The sequence below is a fragment of the Caballeronia sp. LZ033 genome, from assembly GCF_031451265.1.
In the GTDB taxonomy this organism is placed as follows: domain Bacteria; phylum Pseudomonadota; class Gammaproteobacteria; order Burkholderiales; family Burkholderiaceae; genus Caballeronia.
The window spans coordinates 767,959-783,881 of the sequence record NZ_JARUXQ010000003.1 but is presented as its reverse complement, the minus strand read 5'-3'; the positions used below and the strand labels follow the sequence as shown (position 1 = coordinate 783,881).

Genomic DNA, 15,923 nt, shown 5'->3' with positions numbered 1-15,923 from the left:
GCCATACTCGTTCGACGCCAGAAAGATGCGATTCGCATACATGCCGCCGAGTGCGCTCACGTCGAGCGCGACGGCGGGTGCCGTGCCGTTGCCCGCGACTGGCGTCGCGGCGAGCGAATCGTGCTCGATGCCGTTTGCGCCCGTGACCGCGTTGAGCCGGTTCGCGTAAATGGCCGCGTTCACCTGGATTGCACGCGCGAGCAGGTCGACCTGATCGATGTTAGCGGCGTTCAAGCCCGCACCTTGCACGACGAGGTTGCCGCCACTCACCGTGAAACCCGACAGCGACCCGTTCGGCCCGAAGTTCGGCGTGCCCGTGGTCAGAATGGCGCGGCTCGTGTTGATGAAGCCGCCCCCGTCGACTATCAAACCGTTTGGATTGGCAACAACGATCTCGGCGCGAGGCCCGGCGACTTCAACGTACCCTCGAATCGCTGAGGGCGCGCTGCTCATCACCTGATTGACGATCACGCGCGCGGAGCCGCCCGGCGCGAGGTTGGCGTTGCCGTTGATCAGTCCGGCCTGCTGCGTCTGCGTGATGGCGGGCGAGTTGTTGAGAATCGCGCCTTGTCGCTGAACGTCGAATTGCGAGTAATGATTGAGCGACACCCCCGCGCCCGAGGGCCTCGCAATGTTCACCTGTGCGAGGCCGTTCTGCGTCTGTATGACCTGCGCGCCAGAGCCCGGGACCGCGACGATCTGTGCCCACGTCGGTACGACTACGACGAGCCCTCCGAAGCACAGCATGGCGGCGGCAACGAGCGGACGCAACAGGAGGTGCGGCGCCGCGCTGCGCGTGCCTGCGACCCACACGGCCGGTTCGCTACCGTGAGCGCATGCGAAATCGGCGACAGCGACGTGCATGTTCCGCAGACGGCTGTACACCAGCTTGAAAAGACCGTGATTCATGTTCTTGCAGAAAGGGAGTCGGCGGAACCGGCTCGCGAGGCATGGCAACGTAAGCAAGCAGCACGTGTATTGTCAGCGCTCCGAATTGCCCGGCGTAGGCCGATAAATCTGAAAAAAAAGCCTCGCACGAGGCGAGGCGCAAAAATCAGAGGCGTGCCTGTTGCCAGTCCGTGGCGCGACGGCACGATCACGCGGAGCCTGGGATCGGCGCCTCTCAGGGAGGCGAGGACAGGTCAGCCAAGCGCGGCGACCTCGTTTGCAATGAACGCGCGCAGCTTGCTTGCGTGGTGGATCGTGATTGAGCACGTCGCCTGCAGCTGACTCAGGTAGGTGAGCACGGAATCGATGCGTGGTCCGCTCTGCAGCACGAGAAAGCACTCTCTGAGCGCCTGAGCGGCGCATTCGATGACGTCGCTCTCAAGCGCGCGGGCGCCGGCTGTATCGAGGATCTCGGCGAGCGGCGCGAGCTGATCGGCGCGTCGTCCGACCTTGCCGCCTACGCGCACGATGTCGAGAAACGAGTCTCGATGTACCGTGATCGAGCCGCGCGCCTCCTGCACATAGCGCAAGAGCGGGAGAGGATCGTGCCGCGATACAGCGCGCAATGCGCCGATTGCGCTCACGTGCCCGACGAAGTGCCCCTCGAACGAATGCAGGGGGCACCGCCACGCGGCGAAGGCGGCGCGCTCGGGCGTCGCAAACCGGCCGGCGTGGAGTCGCGCGTACGGCGGTGGTTCGGATGGAAGACGGGAATGGATTGCGGTGTCTCTGACGCTCACGGGTTCGCCCTCTTGTGGTGAGGTCCCGCGTCCCAATGGAAGAGGGAGACGGGCCAATAGCAGAGTTGACTGGGCGGAGCGACGAAGAACCCAAATCGCTCTGCACCCTCTACTACGGCCCGCCATTGAACGGTCGGACACGATGCACGTCCGTGCAAGGACGTGAGAGATCGCAGACATGCGGATCTAACCGCCTCGCCCATGACAGGCGAAGCGGGGTTCTTCTCATTTACGGCTCACAAGTCCAGTCAAGACCTGCTTCGGCGGAGCAATCGCCCAAATAGACGACGCATTCACCTATGGGCGCTCGGTTATCCGGACGGCCGCATGCTGCCGTTCGATGAAGTCCTCGCATCGGTTCGACGGATCGTGCGCGTGCTCGCCGTGCCGTTGTCAGTGGACGTCGAACACGGCTATTCCGACGATCCGGAGACCGTCGCAGAGCAGGTGCTGCGGCTGGCGGAGCTGGGGATTGCGGGCATCAATATCGAAGACGGACCCGACCCGGCATCGCTGCTGGCCGTGAAGATCGAGGCGATCAAGGCGGCTGTGACAAAGGCCGGCCTGGACCTGTTCGTCAATGCACGCAGCGACGTGTTCCTTGCAAGCCTCGTCGAAGCGTCGAAGCAGCCTCAGGAGGCGATTGCACGCGGCGGGCTGTATGCGTCGGCGGGCGCGGACGGTTTGTTCGTTCCGGCGCTGATGCGGCCGTCCCACATCGAGACGATCGTCCGGGACATCCGGCTGCCTTTGAATGTGATGGCGCTGCCGGGCCTGCCCGATGCCGCGACGCTCGGAAGGCTCGGCGTACGGCGGCTCAGCGCGGGCAGCGGCATCGCGCAGGTGGTGCTCGGCAGGAGCAAGGCCATGGCCGCGGACTTCCTCGCGCACGGCCGTTCCGAAGCGCTCGACGGCACGCCGCTGCCATACGGCGAGATTCAAGGATTGTTCAACTGATGGATCGGTATGGGCGGACAGGCCCTTCACGATTTTTTGTATTCAATAAACCACTCTGGAGATTGACATGATGCTCGAAGGAAAACGCGCGCTGGTCACCGGCGCAAGCCGCGGTATCGGCGCTTCGATTGCAAAGGCTCTGGCGGCCGCTGGCGCGGACGTCGCGATCACGTATGAGAAGTCGGCGGAACAGGCCGCGCAGGTCGTGCAGGCGATCGAAGCGCAAGGTCGCCGTGGCGTCGCGATCCAGGCGAACAGCGCGGATGCAGCGGCGATCGACGCTTCCGTGCAAAAGACGGTGGAGTCGCTGGGCGGGCTCGATATCCTGGTCAACAACGCCGGCATTCTGCGCATGGGCGATGTGAAGGACATCTCGCTCGAAGATATCGATGCCACGCTGAACGTGAACGTGCGCGCGCCGATTCTCGCTGCCAAGGCGGCGATTCCGCACCTGAAGGCGGGCGGCCGCGTGATTTCGATTGGCAGCTACTTTGCGGACCGCGTTCCCGCTTCGTTGCTCGGCGTTTATTCCGCGTCCAAATCGGCGCTCGTGGCGTTCACGCAGGGCCTCGCGAGAGAACTCGGCCCGCAGCGGATCACGGCGAACCTCGTGCAGCCCGGCTCGATCAACACGGACATGAACCCGGTGGAAGGTCCGTTCGGGCCGACGCTGAAAGCGTTGACGGCCACCGGCGACTACGGCACGGGCGAGGATATCGCGCAGGCCGTGGTCTTTCTGGCGAGCGCGAACGCCGGTTATATCACCGGGGCGACGCTCACTGTGGATGGCGGTGCGAACGCCTGAAGACGGAAGGGTGCTTTTGTATGCCGGCCCGCTGTGATCCTGCACGACGGCGGCGCCGGCTCAAACATCAGCACATGTGCCTGATGCACGGAGACAACTAAGCGACAGCGCTTTCGTCTTCCCGGGCAGGTTTCATGTACGACGTCGCGCAGGCTTTCAATCTGTCGGAAAGCTCGAAAATGGCATCGAGATTGTCCAGATGCACACGATCCTCTTCCTTCTTGTCGTCGAACACGCCGATGACAAGCCTGCTTTCGTTTTTGAAGCGCAATCTGCAGATGGGTTTGCGATTGTTATCATCGAAGAGAATCGCGCAATAGCTCGCCGCACCGCGGATCGCCACCATCCCCGGCGATATGACAGGCCGCAGGATCGCCCGGATAATCTGGAATGCTTCGACCTCGATAGCAGTCGGCTCAGATGCGTCGCCGGATGCTGCATCACTCCCTGTCGGTGGAACTGAGGGAAGCAACGCCGGCTCCGGTGTCATTGCGCCCTTGAGACGGCCATTGATCTTGTCGGCCACCAGCTGCTGAAAAGCGTGTTTCGTGACCTGCGTGAATTGATCCTTGACGGTGGTCCTGAACTGTTTCCCTGCGAGGAATTCCGCTGAAACGAGCCGAACGAATTCCTCGGGAGGCTCAGCCATCCATTCGTTCAAGGTATTCTTGATTGCACGCGTATATTTGAGGTGGTTTGCCGTGGTCAGGATATTTTCGAGGTCAAACGCAGCTTTGGCGAACTTCTTCAGTTCATCGACATCCTGATCGCGGAAGTCAGCGATATTGAATTCGAAGAACGGTTTCTCGTCCATCTTGTTCGGCTGTTCAAGGTCGGTAAAGAAGCGATAGACGAGACCATTCGTCAACACCCCGAATCGCGCCTCCGTGACATGGAAGTAGCGGAAGAGCTGGCTTGCATGATTGATGTTGAGATCGCCGCCGGACCTCTTGCACTCGAACAGCATGATAGGTTTGCCGTCTTTCAGGATCGCATAGTCCACCTTCTCGCCTTTCTTCGTGCCAACATCGGCGATCAGCTCGGGCGTCACCTCGAGGGGATCAAAGACGTTATATCCCAGCAGATGGATGAACGGCATCACCATGGCATTCTTGGTTGCCTCTTCGGTTTGCACCCTATCCTTCGCTGTTGCGATGCGTGCCGCCAAAGTCCTCACTTCATCGATGAAATCCATATTTCTCTTCTCCTCCGTTCTTGGACGAATCGCTCCCGCGCGAGAGTCCCACGATTCAGCCTTCGTAAACGTCAAAGAATGTCAAGCTTTGTAAGTGCGCAACAAAGCTTTAGAAATCGAATTTATCTGATTGCGTTACAGATTGATTGTGGCAGTAGCGATGTCTCGATGAATCCTGCTCCTGCCTCGCCAAGAACCTACCAGCCAATCGCCGCGCCGTCACTGCGCGGATCGTGGCCGCCTTCGAAGCAACCGTTCGGGTAGCGGATGATGGCCCCGGCGTGACCCATGGTTTCGTCGTAGGGCAGCAGGACATCGACTTCATGGCCGAGTTGCCGCAGCGCGGCCACCGTCGCATCGCCGAAGCGCGCCTCCAGCTTGAGCGAATCGCTCGCCTGTCCCCATGTGCGCCCGAGCAGCCAGCGCGGTGCGTCGATGGCCGATTGCGGATTCCAGCCATACCGCGCGATGCGCGTGAACACCGCGCTCTGCGATTGCGGCTGGCCGTCGCCGCCCATGTTGCCGTAGACCATGACGCGTCCATCGGCGAAACGCGCGAGTGCGGGATTCAGCGTGTGGAAAGGACGCCGGCGCGGCATCAGCGGATTGAGCGAGCCTGCGTCGAGCGAGAAGCTGCAGCCGCGGTTCTGCCAGTTCACGCCCGACCCCGGCAGGACGATGCCGCTGCCGAACTCGTGATAGATGCTCTGGATGAAGCTCACGGCGACGCCGTCGCCATCGACGACGCCAAGCCACACGGTATCCGCCGGACCGCGTCCGTTGCCCCACGGCGCGGCCTGCGTGAAGGAAATCTGCGCGGCGAGTGCGTCGAGGCGCGCGGGATCGAGCAGGGTCTGCGGATCGATGTCCATGTGATCCGGATCGGTGATGTGTGCGTCGCGGATCCTGAAGGCGAGCTTGGTCGCTTCGACGCACGCGTGCACGTACTCGGGGCCGAGCGGGTCCATGTCGTCGCGCAGCACGCGGTCCAGCAGCCCGACGATGAGCAGTGACACGAGACCTTGTGTCGGCGGCGGCATGTTGTATACCGAGCCGAGCGAATGCTTGAGCGCGAGCGGCGTCACCAGGCGCGCGCGATGACGCTCGAAATCTTCCAGCGCGAGCGGGCTGCCGAGCGCGCCGAGTTCTTGCGCAAGCGTGCGCGCGAGATCGCCGCGATAGAAATCGTCGAGACCGTTCTGGACGAGCTGCGCGAGCGTCGCGGCCATGCGCGGCTGCTTGAAGCGAGCGCCGGCGCGCGGCGGGCCGCCATCGAGTGCGTCGGGCATGAAGCTTTCGGCGAAGCCCGGCACGTCTGCCAGTTCGCCGCGCTTGCCGGCGACGCAGCGCGCCTGGCTGTCGGTGACGGGCACGCCGTGGGTGGCGTAGGCAATGGCGTCGTCGAGCAGGCGCGAGACCGGCAGACGACCGCCTAGCGTTTTCGCAGACCAGTCGAATGCGGCCTGCCAGCCCGATACGGTCCCGGCCATCGTATTCGCAGCAAGCGCGCCGCGATGCGGAATGCGGTCGAGCCCGAGCGCGCGATACCGTTCGATGCTGGCGCCCGAGGCGGCGGACCCGCATGCCTCGATGCCGACGGGTGGCTCGCCCGGACGCGAGATCAGCCAGAAGCCGTCCCCGCCGATACCGTTCATGTGCGGATATACCACCGCGATGGTGGCTGCGGCGGAGATCATCGCTTCGACCGCGTTGCCGCCTTCGCGCAGTACGGCGAGGGCGCTTTGCGTTGCAAGTGAATGCGGCGCGACGGCCATGCCGCGTGTGCCGCGCGAAGGGTTGGAGTGCTGGAAGGTCATGAGGGCGCGTTCGGAATGAGTGGAAAGCGAAGGCGCGAGGTTGTCGCGCGTGTTTCCTCATTGTCGGTGGCCTGAATGATCGCGTCCAATGAATCCGCGGCATGGGGCGGTTTTCGCGGCTGTCGGTCTGGCGCGATGAAGCCGCTTCGCAAGAGCGGCATGGCGGCTCGCAAGTAGTCGACTGTCGTCCTGGATGCCCGGCGGCCGGGCACTGCTTTCAAGAAAGCGATCCGCAAACGTGCATTATTTTCCGGAACGCGTTCAGCTTTTTATCGGAACGGGCCCCGACACCTTGCCCACCAAGAGCTTCGGCAGTTGCAAGAAAATGCGGAATTGGCTGTTCCGAAGAAGGCCATCAAGTCGTGGACAAGCGGCTGCGGCAACCCCATTCAGTCCCGAGAGACGCTGAAAGGGAGAAGACTGCCGCGCCGCCGTCCAGCGCCAGCGCGAACCTGCTTACTTCTCGATCTGCTGATTCCAGCGCTGATCCCACTGCGCGCGGTTCGCATTGATGGTGTCCCAGTCCACCACCGTTACTTTCTTCACGAGCGTGTTCAGGTCGCCGAGATTCTTTTCCATGTCCGGCGTCATCTTCGCTTGCGAATTCGTGGGGATCTGCTTGCCCGCTTCGGCCGCCTTGGTCTGCGCGGGCGCGGACAGCAGATACTGCGCGAGTTTCTGAGCGAGCGCCGGATCGGGATTGTTCTTCACGACGCACAGATCGACCAGCAGCAACACCGCGCCTTCCTTCGGCGCGACGTAGGCAACCGGCAGGCCCTTGTCCTTCAGGTCGCCGATGGCGGTCGGCGTGAGCGGAAACAAACCGGCTTCGCCCGTGGTAATCATCTCGGAGAGCTTCGCCGAGTTGGGAATGTATTCGACGACGTTCGGGCCGACCGTCGTCGCCCATTTGCTGAAACCCGGCTCGACGTTCTTCTCGCTTCCGCCGAGCAGACGATTGATCGCGAGGAAACCGTGCAGGCCGAACGTGCTGCTGGAAGCCGACTGGAACACGACCTTGCCCTTGTACTTCGGATCGGCGAAGTCCATCCACGAGGTCGGCGGCGCCCAGCCCTTTTCCTTGAACAGCTTGGTGTTGTAGCCGATGCCCGTCATGCCGAGCTGCACGCCTGCGCCCATGTCGTCCTTCAGGCGCGCGAACGGATAGAGTTCCCTGAGTACGGGCGCGTCATCGAGCTTCTGGCAGATGCCCATGCTGACGGCGCGCGCCATCACGCCGTCGTCGAGGAACGCGGCATGGATCTGCGGACTGTTGCGGTTCGCGAGCAGCTTCGCGAGCACGTCGGACGACGTGCCGGGCACCACCACGACCTTGACGTTGTTGGCCTTCTCGAAGTCAGGCAGCACCTGGCTGGTGTAGGCCTTCTCCATCGGTCCGCCGTTCATGCCGATATAGATCGTCTTGCTCTGCGACCAGGCTTGCGACGAGACACCGAACGCGACGAGCGCGGCAACGGAGGCGAGTGTGCGGGGCAGGTTCATCGTGATTGTCCTTGTTATGGCGATTGCGTTTGAGGTTAGTGAGCAGCGGAGAGCGGCACCCGGCTGAAGCGTTGAATCGAGAACGCGTCGATCGGCGTGCGGGTATCGCCTTGCGTGACGAGCTCGGCGAGCACTTCGCCGACGCCGGGCGCAAGCAGGAAGCCTCCGCCCGAAAAACCGAATGCATGCAGCAGACGCGGCGTGGTGCGGCTCAGGCCGATGACCGGATTGCTGTCCGGCGTTTCGCCTTCCACGCCGCTCCAGGTGCGGATCAACAGTGCATCGCGCAGCGCCGGCAGCAGCGCACAGGCATCGCGCATCACGGCGCGCGTGGTGGCGGTGGACGGCTGGGCATACTCGCCGTCGCCATGACCGCGGCCGCCGCCGATCACGCAATTGCCGCGCTCCACTTGCCGCGCATACACGCCGCCGCCCACCACGCCGAGACTGTGGCCGATGAAGCGCGGCAGCGGCTCGGTCACCCACATGTTCGGATAGATGGGTTTCATCGGCACGGTCTCGCCGAAGCTGCCCGCGATGCGATTGGCCCATGCACCCGCGCTGTTGACGAGCCAGTCCGAGCTGATGCGGCGGTCGCCCGCGCGCATCTGGAAACGCGTGCCGTCGAAGACGATATCGGCGAGCTCGGTCTGCTCGCGCACGTCGACACCCGCGCGACGTGCGGCATGCGCGAAACCCGGCGAGACGAGACGCGGATTCGCGTGACCATCGCTCGGACAAAGCGACCCGCCGATCGCCGCCGGACCCAGCCACGGATAGCGCTTGCGAAATTCCGGGCCGCGCAGCACCTGCGATTCGACACCGTGCTCGCGCGCCATCGCGGACCATTGGTCGAGCACATCGAGATCGGCTTCTCGGCGTGCGAGCCGCAGATGACCCGACACCACCAGCTCGCCATCGATGCCGATCAGTTCAGGCAAGCGAGCATAGACGCTTCGCGCGCGCACCGCGAGCGGCATCTGTTCGGGACTGCGGCCTTGCGTGCGCACGCCGCCATAGTTCACGCCGCTCGCCTGCGCACCGCAGAAGCGCCGTTCGATCAGCGCGACCCGCAGCCCTTGCAATGCCAGCGCCAGCGCCGTGGATGACCCGACGAGGCCGCCGCCCGCGATGACGACATCGTAGTGACGCGCCTCACTCATCGTGGGCTTCCTCGGGCTGGACCTGCACGCCGTCGTCGTAGAGCATCGGCGTGATGGGAATGGGTTTGATGGGCGCCTGGCTGCGCAGCCTGCCCACTTCGGAAACCTGCTTGCCGGTTTCGGCGGCGAGCAGCGCCACGGCCGCTTCACCGCACATGCGCCCCTGGCAGCGGCCCATGCCGATGCGCGTAAGCGCCTTCAGCCGGTTCACTTCGGTGGCGAGGCCACTGCGGACGCACGCGCGCAGTGTGCCTGCGGTGACTTCCTCGCAGCGGCAGATCACGAGATCGTCGGGCCAGGTCTTCGCGGCATGATCGGGCGGCGCGAACGCCTGCTCGATACCGACACGAAACGCGCCGATGCGTGAGAGCTGTTGTTCGAGCCGCGCGGCATCGGGCTGGCTATGACGATGCGTCATGACGCCGACGTCCTCGATCAGCGCGAGCGCTGCACGCTGGCCCGCGAGTTCGGCGGCATCCGCGCCCGCGATGCCTGCGCCATCGCCGGCGAGATACACGTTGCGCACCGAACTGCGGCCGGCTGCATCGCGTTCCGGAATCCAGCAGCGATTGAGCGTGTCGAAACGGAAGCGGCAACCGGCGAGATCGGCGAGCTGGGTCTCCGGGCGCAGACCGAAACCGATGCCGACGGCATCGCACTCCAGCGCGCGCGCCTCGCCGCGATGCGTGCGCCAGCGGATCGAACGCACGGCGTCTTCGCCTTCGATGGCATCGAGCGTGACGCCGCGTTCGATACGCACGCCGCGCGCCTGCAGCCATGCCACGTAATACAGGCCCTTCGCGAAAGTCGCGGGCTGGCTGAGCATGCGCGGCGCGGCCGCGGCCTGCCGTGCGAGCGGACTGGTGTCGAGTACGGCGGCGATCTGCGCGCCGGCCTTCACGTATTGATAGGCGACGAGATAAAGCAATGGCCCCGTGCCTGCCAGCACGATGCGCGCGCCGATCGCGCAACCCTGCGACTTCAGCGCGACCTGCGCGCCGCCGAGCGTGTAGACGCCTGCAAGAGTCCAGCCGGGGAGCGGCATGACGCGATCGGTCGCGCCGCTCGCGATGATCAGATGCGTGAACGGCACGGTGGCTTCGCGGCCGGCGTGGAGCGTATCGAGCCGGTTCGCTTCGCATGACCAGACCAGCGTGCCGGGACGATAGTCGATCCCGGGCAGGAGCGCTTCCATCGCGCGATGTACGGCATCGGCCTTGCCGGCCTCGAAGCCATAGAGCGTGGACTTCGTGCGTGCGAAGCCCGCGTCCGCCGGCGGCTGGCGATAGATCTGTCCACCCCAGCGCGGATTTTCATCGATGACCACCGGCCGTACACCGGCGCCCACGAGTGTCTGCGCCGCACGAATCCCCGCGGGGCCCGCGCCGACGATCACCACACGGCGCTCAACGCTCATTGCGCATCCTCCGGGTTCGCTGTGTGCAATGTGCGCGATGTGCATTGTCCCTGCGTGACGATGCGCATGCCGGCCTCGATGCGTGTAGAGCAGGCGCGCATGCGCGTGCCGTCCTCGCCGCGCACCCAGCAGTCCTGACACGCGCCGATCAGGCAGAAGCCTGCACGCGGTGCGTCGCTGAACTCGCTGTGGCGCACATGGCGCTGCTGCAGAAGGATCGCGGTGAGGAGCGTGTCGCCCGCGAGGGCTTGCGTGGGCGTGCCGTCGAGGATGAAGGAAACGGGCGCGCGTCCGGTTTCCGCGAGTCGGACGAATTGCGGGGCGCAGCGGGACGTCGGGGTAGTCATGAGATGTCGTTCAGTGCTGGCCGATCAGAATGCGGTTGAGCCCATACACGCGATCGAGGATGAGCATGGCCCCGGCAGTGATGAAGATCACCAGCGCGGACACGGAGGCCATCATCGGATCGATCGATTCGGTCGCGTACATGTACATGCGCACCGGCAGCGTGATGGTCTGGGGCGACGTGACGAAGACGGACATGGTCAGCTCGTCAAAGCTATTGATGAACGCGAGCAGCCAGCCGCCGGTGATGCCGGGCAGGATCATCGGCCAGGTGACGCGGCGGAAAGTGGTCCATGCGCCCGCGCCCAGCGACGCCGCTGCATGCTCGACGCTACGGTCCATGCCGGTCACCGAAGCCAGCACGAGCCGCATGACGAACGGCGTGATGACGATCATGTGCGCGAGGATCAGCCACGCGAACGAACCGGTTGCACCGATCATCGCGAAGAAACGCAGCATGGCGATGCCGAGCACAAGGCCGGGAATCACGAGCGGAGAAAGCAACAACGCGTTCAGGAAATTTCTGCCCGGAAAGCGCCCGCGGCCAATCGCGAGTCCCGCCGGCAACGCGATGACGAGCGAAAGCGTCGCCGATGCAAAAGCGAGCTTGACGCTGTTGAAAAAAGCCGAAATGAAATCCGGATAGTCGAGGATCGCGCGGAACCAGCGCAGCGACAGTGCATGGGTGGGCAGCGTGAGCGTCTCTTCGGGCGTGAATGCGACCAGCACGACGACAGCGAGCGGCGCGAGCACGAAGAGAATGACGATAGTGTGGAACGCGAGGGCGATGGGACCGTTTTTACGCATGATGATTCGTCTCGCTCAGCCCATGCTGCGCGCATAGCGCCGCTCGAGCACACGGTAATAAGTGAGCATCACGACCAGATTGGCGATCAGCAGCAGCACCGCGATGGTCGCGCCGAGCGGCCAGTTCATCGAGCTGAGGAACTGGTCGTACACGGTGGTTGCGGCGACCTTCAGGCGTCGTCCGCCCAGCAGGCCCGGAATAGCGAACGCGCTCGCGGAGAGGCCGAACACCATCAGGCTGCCCGACAGGATCCCCGGCACCAGTTGCGGCAGCACGATGCGCCGCAGGGTGACGGCGGGCGAGGCCATCAGCGACAGCGCGGCGTTCTCGGTTTGCGGATCGATCCGTTGCAGCGCGGTCCAGACCGGAATCACCATGAACGGCAGCATCACGTGCACGAGCGCGATGACAATCGCGAAGGTCGTATAGAGCAGCTTGTACGGCCCCATGCCGAACACGCCGAGCAACTGGTTCACCAGACCGTTCACGTTGAGCAGCATGCTCCAGCCGAACGCGCGCACGACCACCGAAACGAGCAGCGGCGCGAGGATCACCAGCAGGAAGAGGGAGCGCCAGGGATCTCCCATGCGCGACAGGATGTAGGCCTCGGGTGTGCCGATCGCGATGCACAGCACCGTCACGAGCGCGGCGATGCCGAAGGTGCGCAGGAAGATCGTGTGGAAGTACGACGAGCCGAGCACCTCGGCGTAGTTATGCAGATCGAATGCCGCCACCGGGCCGAGCGACGGATCGAAACGATAGAACGTCAGTGCGAGCGTCATGCCGAGCGGCACGATCACGAGCACGCAGAACAGCAGCAGGGCGGGCGCGCTCATCAGCCACAAGGGCAGATACGCGTGCCACGGCGCGCGTCGCGTGTTTTGCGGGTCGGGCGTCGCGGTGGGGCTGGAGGAGCGCAGCGTGCTATCCACGGGCGGCCTCCTGCTGGATGAAGCGGATCGATTCCGTGTTCCAGTCGATGCCCACCTGCGCGCCTTCCTCGAGCGGGTCGTCGCCGTGGTTCTGGCAGCACACGAGCATTTCGCCGGCGCGGCTGTCGAGACGATAGAGCCACTGGCTGCCGAGGAAGAAGCGGCTGGTCACGCGACCCGGCAGACGTCCGCTGCCCGCCGCGCCGAGCCGGAGCTTCTCCGGACGGATGCAGACCGTGATCGCGGCGCCGACGCCGATGCCGCGCTCGCGTTCCGGCAATTGCGAGCTCGTGCCGGTTTCCGCGAGGTCGTGACCGAGGTCGATGCGGATCGCGTCGCCATCGCGCGCCACGATCTTTCCATGCAGCATGTTCGCCTTGCCGATGAACTGCGACACGAAGCTCGTCTCGGGCCGCTCGTAGGCGCGATACGGCGAGTCCACCTGCGTGATGCGGCCCGCTTCCATCACGACGACACGATCGCTGATGGACAGCGCCTCGGACTGGTCGTGCGTGACCATGATGGTCGTCGTGCCGATCTTGCGCTGGATGCCGCGCAATTCAAACTGCATGTCCTCGCGCAGCTTGGCGTCGAGGTTCGACATGGGTTCGTCGAGCAGCAGCACCGGCGGCGCGATCACGATGGCGCGCGCGATCGCGACGCGCTGACGCTGGCCGCCGGACAGCTCACGGGGAAAACGGTGCGCGTAGGCATCGAGGCGCACGAGCGAGAGCGCTTCTTTGACGCGCTCACGGCGCTCGGCGCGGTCGATGCCGCGCATCTCCAGGCCGAAGCTCACGTTCTGTTCGACGCTCATGTGCGGGAACAGCGCATAGCTCTGGAACACGATGCCGAGACCGCGCCGGTTCGGCCGCATGTGGGTGATGTCGCGCCCATCGAGCATGATGCGTCCGCGCGTGGCCTCGATGAAGCCGGCGATCATTTGCAGCGTCGTGGTCTTGCCGCAGCCTGACGGCCCGAGCAGCGAGACGAATTCGCCTTTCTCGACCGACAGGTTGACGTCGGCGACGGCGTGCAGATCGCCGAATGACTTCGACAGATCGGTCAAGGTGAGAAACGACACGGCGAGCCCCTTCGGTGCGCCTGCATGGCGACATCCGTTTGATTGCGATGGAGCGACTCTAGCCAGCCAAATTTCGCCCGGTCAATTTAAAATTCCATCCATTGATTGGAATCTGCGTTTAGATTTCGATTAATGAAATTATCGAAGCGATGTTCTGGAAAAAATTTCGCTGGGCGGTATGTGGGTAATCCCGGAGCACCGCGCCGGGGTTGAGTGTCCACGTGCATCAGGTCAATGGAAGCCACGGCGCGGTTATTCCGTTTAATGGAATCGGAGAGGCAAGAATGCAGGTAACGGACGAAGAAAACGGAACGCCCGGCGCGGGCATGCTGCAGCGTGCCTTCGCCGTGATCCGGGCGCTGGGCAACGATCAGGTGGAAGGAAGCCGCGTCACGGCGCTGGCGAAAGCTGTCGGCCTCACACAGGCCACCGTGCACCGGATTCTCCATGCGCTGATTGCGGAAGGGGTGGTCGAGCAAGACGAGGGCAGCAAGCGCTATCGGCTGAGCGTCGATTTTTTCTCGCTCGCCGCGCAGGCAGGCAACCCGAGCCGCATGCGCGCGCTGTGCAGGCCCGCACTCTTGAGGTTGTGTTCGGGACTCGGCGAAACCATCTTCCTGCTGGTGAAGAGCAGCTTCGATGCGGTGTGCCTCGACATCTGCGAAGGTCCGTTTCCCATCCGCTCCTTCACAGGCGATGTGGGCGGACGCGTGGCGCTGGGCGTCGGACAGGGCAGCCTCGCGATACTCGCATTCCAGCCCGAAGCGGAGCGTGAAGAGATCATTCGCTTCAACGTGCCGCGTCTGCACAGCTATGGCGTATTCGACGAAGTCTATTTGCGCACCGAGATCGAACGGGTGCGCACGCAGGGCTACGCGGGGCGCAACAGCGGTCTGATCGACGGAATGGCGGGCGTTGCGGTGCCGATTCTCGACCGCTCGGGCCTTGCGATCGGCGCATTGAGCGTCGGCACCTTGTCCACGCGCCTTGGCGAAGACCGCCTGCCGATGGTGGTCGAACTGTTGCGACGCCAGGCCGAGGCGCTCGGCCAGCAGATCAATCCGTTCGATGTCGCCGTGCGGCGGCCGGTACACGGCCTGACGCGCGCGATGGCGACGAAGCCGTTATCCGGATCGGGAGATTGATCCCGGGTTTGTGTGCCCGGTCAGGCGGCGAACCATGAGGAGACGAGCGCATCGTTGGCTCGCATCCACGCACGCGCGGCTTCCAGCGGCGTTTTTTTCTGAACGTTCACCAGCCAGTCCATTTGCGTCACGCCGTCGATTCCGAGCCGGATGCGCGAAAGCACGCGCACCGTTCGCTCCGGAAGCATCTTTAGCTGCGCGTGCGGCGCCACCAGCGAACCGCGATTCTCACCGCCCAGCACGTGCAGAGGATCGTCGAGCGGCCGCAAGCGGCCACCGTTGTTGAGGTATTGCGGCGTCCAGGTCGGGAAGATGAAGCGTTGACGCTGAGCGAGCGCGGCGTCGTGAGCGGCGATCCATTCGCCTTGCGAACCTGGCTGGAAGCGATAGCCCAGCTCCTCCAGGTTGTACTCGTCCATGGCGATCTCCGAGAGTCTCGTGATCGCCGCGCCGGCGCCGATGCCCTGGATGGACAGGTTCATCGTTTTCATCACGTCCGGCCTGGCGAGATCGGCGATGGAGTGGATTTCCGTCGCCGGAACATAGTCAGGCACGGCCCAGAAAAAGCGTGCGCCCTGATACAGCTCCGCGACTTCCTGCGCGTTCCGGCCGTATTCGGTCCAGTATTCGTTGTGTCCAGAAGCTGAGCGATATCTGTCCGAGGGCGATGGTCTGGAGCTTCTTCGGTTGCGTCTGCGCCGCCACACATGTGAACATCGATCCCGCCGCCGCGATCATCAGTGCGCGCCGGCCATGGTTCAGAGGCGCATGGCCGACATGACCCAGGTTCCGGGCGTTTTCCGGCTGATGTTCCATCTGACGCTCCTCCGCTTCGATGCGCAAGAACGCGCGACCCATGGCAAGCGCGGCAGAAGTCCGGCGCCTTCATACAGGCTAGCGCGCTTCACACCCTGGGCCGTGGGCTCAGTGCGTTCTGGCAAGGCGTCAGAAAACAGCGTCCAGGCATTCCGCTTTTTAAAGAGCCGGTTTGTTCCGGAAAAAAGCGGAATGGAACCGCGATAAAAACCGGATGGCTGCACGCGCCGATTCCATTGTCGCAAGTG

17 protein-coding genes are annotated in these 15,923 nt (G+C 63.9%); 4 read left to right on the top strand and 13 right to left on the bottom strand.

Going from position 1 to position 15,923, the window contains the following annotated elements; translation table 11 throughout:
* Positions 1–909: filamentous hemagglutinin N-terminal domain-containing protein (locus QCE62_RS24735; protein ID WP_309924179.1), on the bottom strand; the 909-nt coding region annotated here is incomplete at its 3' end.
* Positions 910–1,142: 233 nt separating this feature from the next.
* Positions 1,143–1,532, bottom strand: a complete 390-nt coding sequence (locus QCE62_RS24730; protein ID WP_309924177.1) for a hypothetical protein — start codon at positions 1,530–1,532, stop codon at positions 1,143–1,145.
* 357 nt (positions 1,533–1,889) lie between these two features.
* On the opposite strand from QCE62_RS24730, the gene QCE62_RS24725 reads away from it, so the two are divergent.
* Together QCE62_RS24725 and QCE62_RS24720 are read left to right on the top strand one after the other, a co-directional pair.
* Entirely contained in the window at positions 1,890–2,645 is a 756-nt protein-coding gene (locus QCE62_RS24725; RefSeq protein WP_309924175.1) for an isocitrate lyase/phosphoenolpyruvate mutase family protein, read from the top strand.
* Between the two features lie 67 nt (positions 2,646–2,712).
* Positions 2,713–3,450 carry an SDR family oxidoreductase gene (locus tag QCE62_RS24720; protein ID WP_309924173.1) on the top strand — a complete coding sequence of 246 codons (738 nt, stop codon included), beginning with the start codon at positions 2,713–2,715 and terminating at the stop codon, positions 3,448–3,450.
* A 97-nt stretch (positions 3,451–3,547) separates the two neighbouring features.
* Here the strand turns inward: QCE62_RS24720 and QCE62_RS24715 are convergent, their stop codons facing one another.
* The 9 genes from QCE62_RS24715 to QCE62_RS24675 form a co-directional block, all read right to left on the bottom strand.
* Positions 3,548–4,645 carry a type I restriction endonuclease gene (locus QCE62_RS24715; RefSeq protein ID WP_309924171.1) on the bottom strand — a complete coding sequence of 366 codons (1,098 nt, stop codon included), beginning with the start codon at positions 4,643–4,645 and terminating at the stop codon, positions 3,548–3,550.
* Positions 4,646–4,842: 197 nt separating this feature from the next.
* Entirely contained in the window at positions 4,843–6,462 is a 1,620-nt protein-coding gene (locus tag QCE62_RS24710; RefSeq protein WP_309924169.1) for a gamma-glutamyltransferase family protein, read from the bottom strand.
* A 456-nt stretch (positions 6,463–6,918) separates the two neighbouring features.
* Positions 6,919–7,965 carry an ABC transporter substrate-binding protein gene (locus tag QCE62_RS24705; RefSeq protein WP_309924167.1) on the bottom strand — a complete coding sequence of 349 codons (1,047 nt, stop codon included), beginning with the start codon at positions 7,963–7,965 and terminating at the stop codon, positions 6,919–6,921.
* A 35-nt stretch (positions 7,966–8,000) separates the two neighbouring features.
* A complete protein-coding gene (locus tag QCE62_RS24700) occupies positions 8,001–9,128 on the bottom strand; it encodes an FAD-binding oxidoreductase (protein ID WP_309924165.1) in 1,128 nt (375 codons plus the stop codon).
* Positions 9,121–10,545 carry an NAD(P)/FAD-dependent oxidoreductase gene (locus QCE62_RS24695; RefSeq protein ID WP_309924163.1) on the bottom strand — a complete coding sequence of 475 codons (1,425 nt, stop codon included), beginning with the start codon at positions 10,543–10,545 and terminating at the stop codon, positions 9,121–9,123. The genes QCE62_RS24700 and QCE62_RS24695 overlap by 8 nt, the downstream gene beginning before the upstream one ends.
* On the bottom strand, positions 10,542–10,892 hold the full coding sequence (locus QCE62_RS24690) for a (2Fe-2S)-binding protein (protein WP_309924161.1): 351 nt from the start codon (positions 10,890–10,892) through the stop codon (positions 10,542–10,544). Before QCE62_RS24690 ends, QCE62_RS24695 begins: the two co-directional genes overlap by 4 nt.
* A 10-nt stretch (positions 10,893–10,902) precedes the next feature.
* The gene (locus QCE62_RS24685) at positions 10,903–11,697 is read right to left on the bottom strand and encodes an ABC transporter permease (RefSeq protein WP_309924160.1); all 795 of its coding nucleotides are present in this window, start codon (positions 11,695–11,697) and stop codon (positions 10,903–10,905) included.
* A 15-nt stretch (positions 11,698–11,712) separates the two neighbouring features.
* On the bottom strand, positions 11,713–12,630 hold the full coding sequence (locus QCE62_RS24680) for an ABC transporter permease (RefSeq protein WP_309924158.1): 918 nt from the start codon (positions 12,628–12,630) through the stop codon (positions 11,713–11,715).
* On the bottom strand, positions 12,623–13,714 hold the full coding sequence (locus QCE62_RS24675; RefSeq protein WP_309924156.1) for an ABC transporter ATP-binding protein: 1,092 nt from the start codon (positions 13,712–13,714) through the stop codon (positions 12,623–12,625). Before QCE62_RS24675 ends, QCE62_RS24680 begins: the two co-directional genes overlap by 8 nt.
* 284 nt (positions 13,715–13,998) lie before the next feature.
* On the opposite strand from QCE62_RS24675, the gene QCE62_RS24670 reads away from it, so the two are divergent.
* Complete coding sequence (locus QCE62_RS24670) at positions 13,999–14,859, top strand: IclR family transcriptional regulator (RefSeq protein ID WP_309924154.1); 861 nt, start codon at positions 13,999–14,001, stop codon at positions 14,857–14,859.
* Positions 14,860–14,879: 20 nt separating this feature from the next.
* Here the strand turns inward: QCE62_RS24670 and QCE62_RS24665 are convergent, their stop codons facing one another.
* A complete protein-coding gene (locus tag QCE62_RS24665) occupies positions 14,880–15,443 on the bottom strand; it encodes a glycine betaine ABC transporter substrate-binding protein (protein ID WP_309925283.1) in 564 nt (187 codons plus the stop codon).
* The gene (locus tag QCE62_RS24660) at positions 15,406–15,675 is read right to left on the bottom strand and encodes a hypothetical protein (protein WP_309925351.1); all 270 of its coding nucleotides are present in this window, start codon (positions 15,673–15,675) and stop codon (positions 15,406–15,408) included. The genes QCE62_RS24665 and QCE62_RS24660 overlap by 38 nt, the downstream gene beginning before the upstream one ends.
* On the opposite strand from QCE62_RS24660, the gene QCE62_RS24655 reads away from it, so the two are divergent.
* A complete protein-coding gene (locus QCE62_RS24655; protein WP_309924152.1) occupies positions 15,628–15,882 on the top strand; it encodes a hypothetical protein in 255 nt (84 codons plus the stop codon). The genes QCE62_RS24660 and QCE62_RS24655 overlap by 48 nt on opposite strands.
* Positions 15,883–15,923: the final 41 nt, after the last annotated feature.

Excerpts from the sequence above, each read along its gene's own strand:
- QCE62_RS24725 (WP_309924175.1), top strand. The coding sequence starts at position 1,890 with ATGACAGGCGAAGCGGGGTTCTTCTCATTTACGGCTCACAAGTCCAGT.
- QCE62_RS24720 (WP_309924173.1), top strand. The coding sequence starts at position 2,713 with ATGATGCTCGAAGGAAAACGCGCGCTGGTCACCGGCGCAAGCCGCGGT.
- QCE62_RS24715 (WP_309924171.1), bottom strand. The coding sequence starts at position 4,645 with ATGGATTTCATCGATGAAGTGAGGACTTTGGCGGCACGCATCGCAACA.
- QCE62_RS24710 (WP_309924169.1), bottom strand. The coding sequence starts at position 6,462 with ATGACCTTCCAGCACTCCAACCCTTCGCGCGGCACACGCGGCATGGCC.
- QCE62_RS24705 (WP_309924167.1), bottom strand. The coding sequence starts at position 7,965 with ATGAACCTGCCCCGCACACTCGCCTCCGTTGCCGCGCTCGTCGCGTTC.
- QCE62_RS24700 (WP_309924165.1), bottom strand. The coding sequence starts at position 9,128 with ATGAGTGAGGCGCGTCACTACGATGTCGTCATCGCGGGCGGCGGCCTC.
- QCE62_RS24695 (WP_309924163.1), bottom strand. The coding sequence starts at position 10,545 with ATGAGCGTTGAGCGCCGTGTGGTGATCGTCGGCGCGGGCCCCGCGGGG.
- QCE62_RS24690 (WP_309924161.1), bottom strand. The coding sequence starts at position 10,892 with ATGACTACCCCGACGTCCCGCTGCGCCCCGCAATTCGTCCGACTCGCG.
- QCE62_RS24685 (WP_309924160.1), bottom strand. The coding sequence starts at position 11,697 with ATGCGTAAAAACGGTCCCATCGCCCTCGCGTTCCACACTATCGTCATT.
- QCE62_RS24670 (WP_309924154.1), top strand. The coding sequence starts at position 13,999 with ATGCAGGTAACGGACGAAGAAAACGGAACGCCCGGCGCGGGCATGCTG.
- QCE62_RS24655 (WP_309924152.1), top strand. The coding sequence starts at position 15,628 with ATGGCCGACATGACCCAGGTTCCGGGCGTTTTCCGGCTGATGTTCCAT.
- QCE62_RS24660 (WP_309925351.1), bottom strand. The coding sequence starts at position 15,675 with ATGGAACATCAGCCGGAAAACGCCCGGAACCTGGGTCATGTCGGCCAT.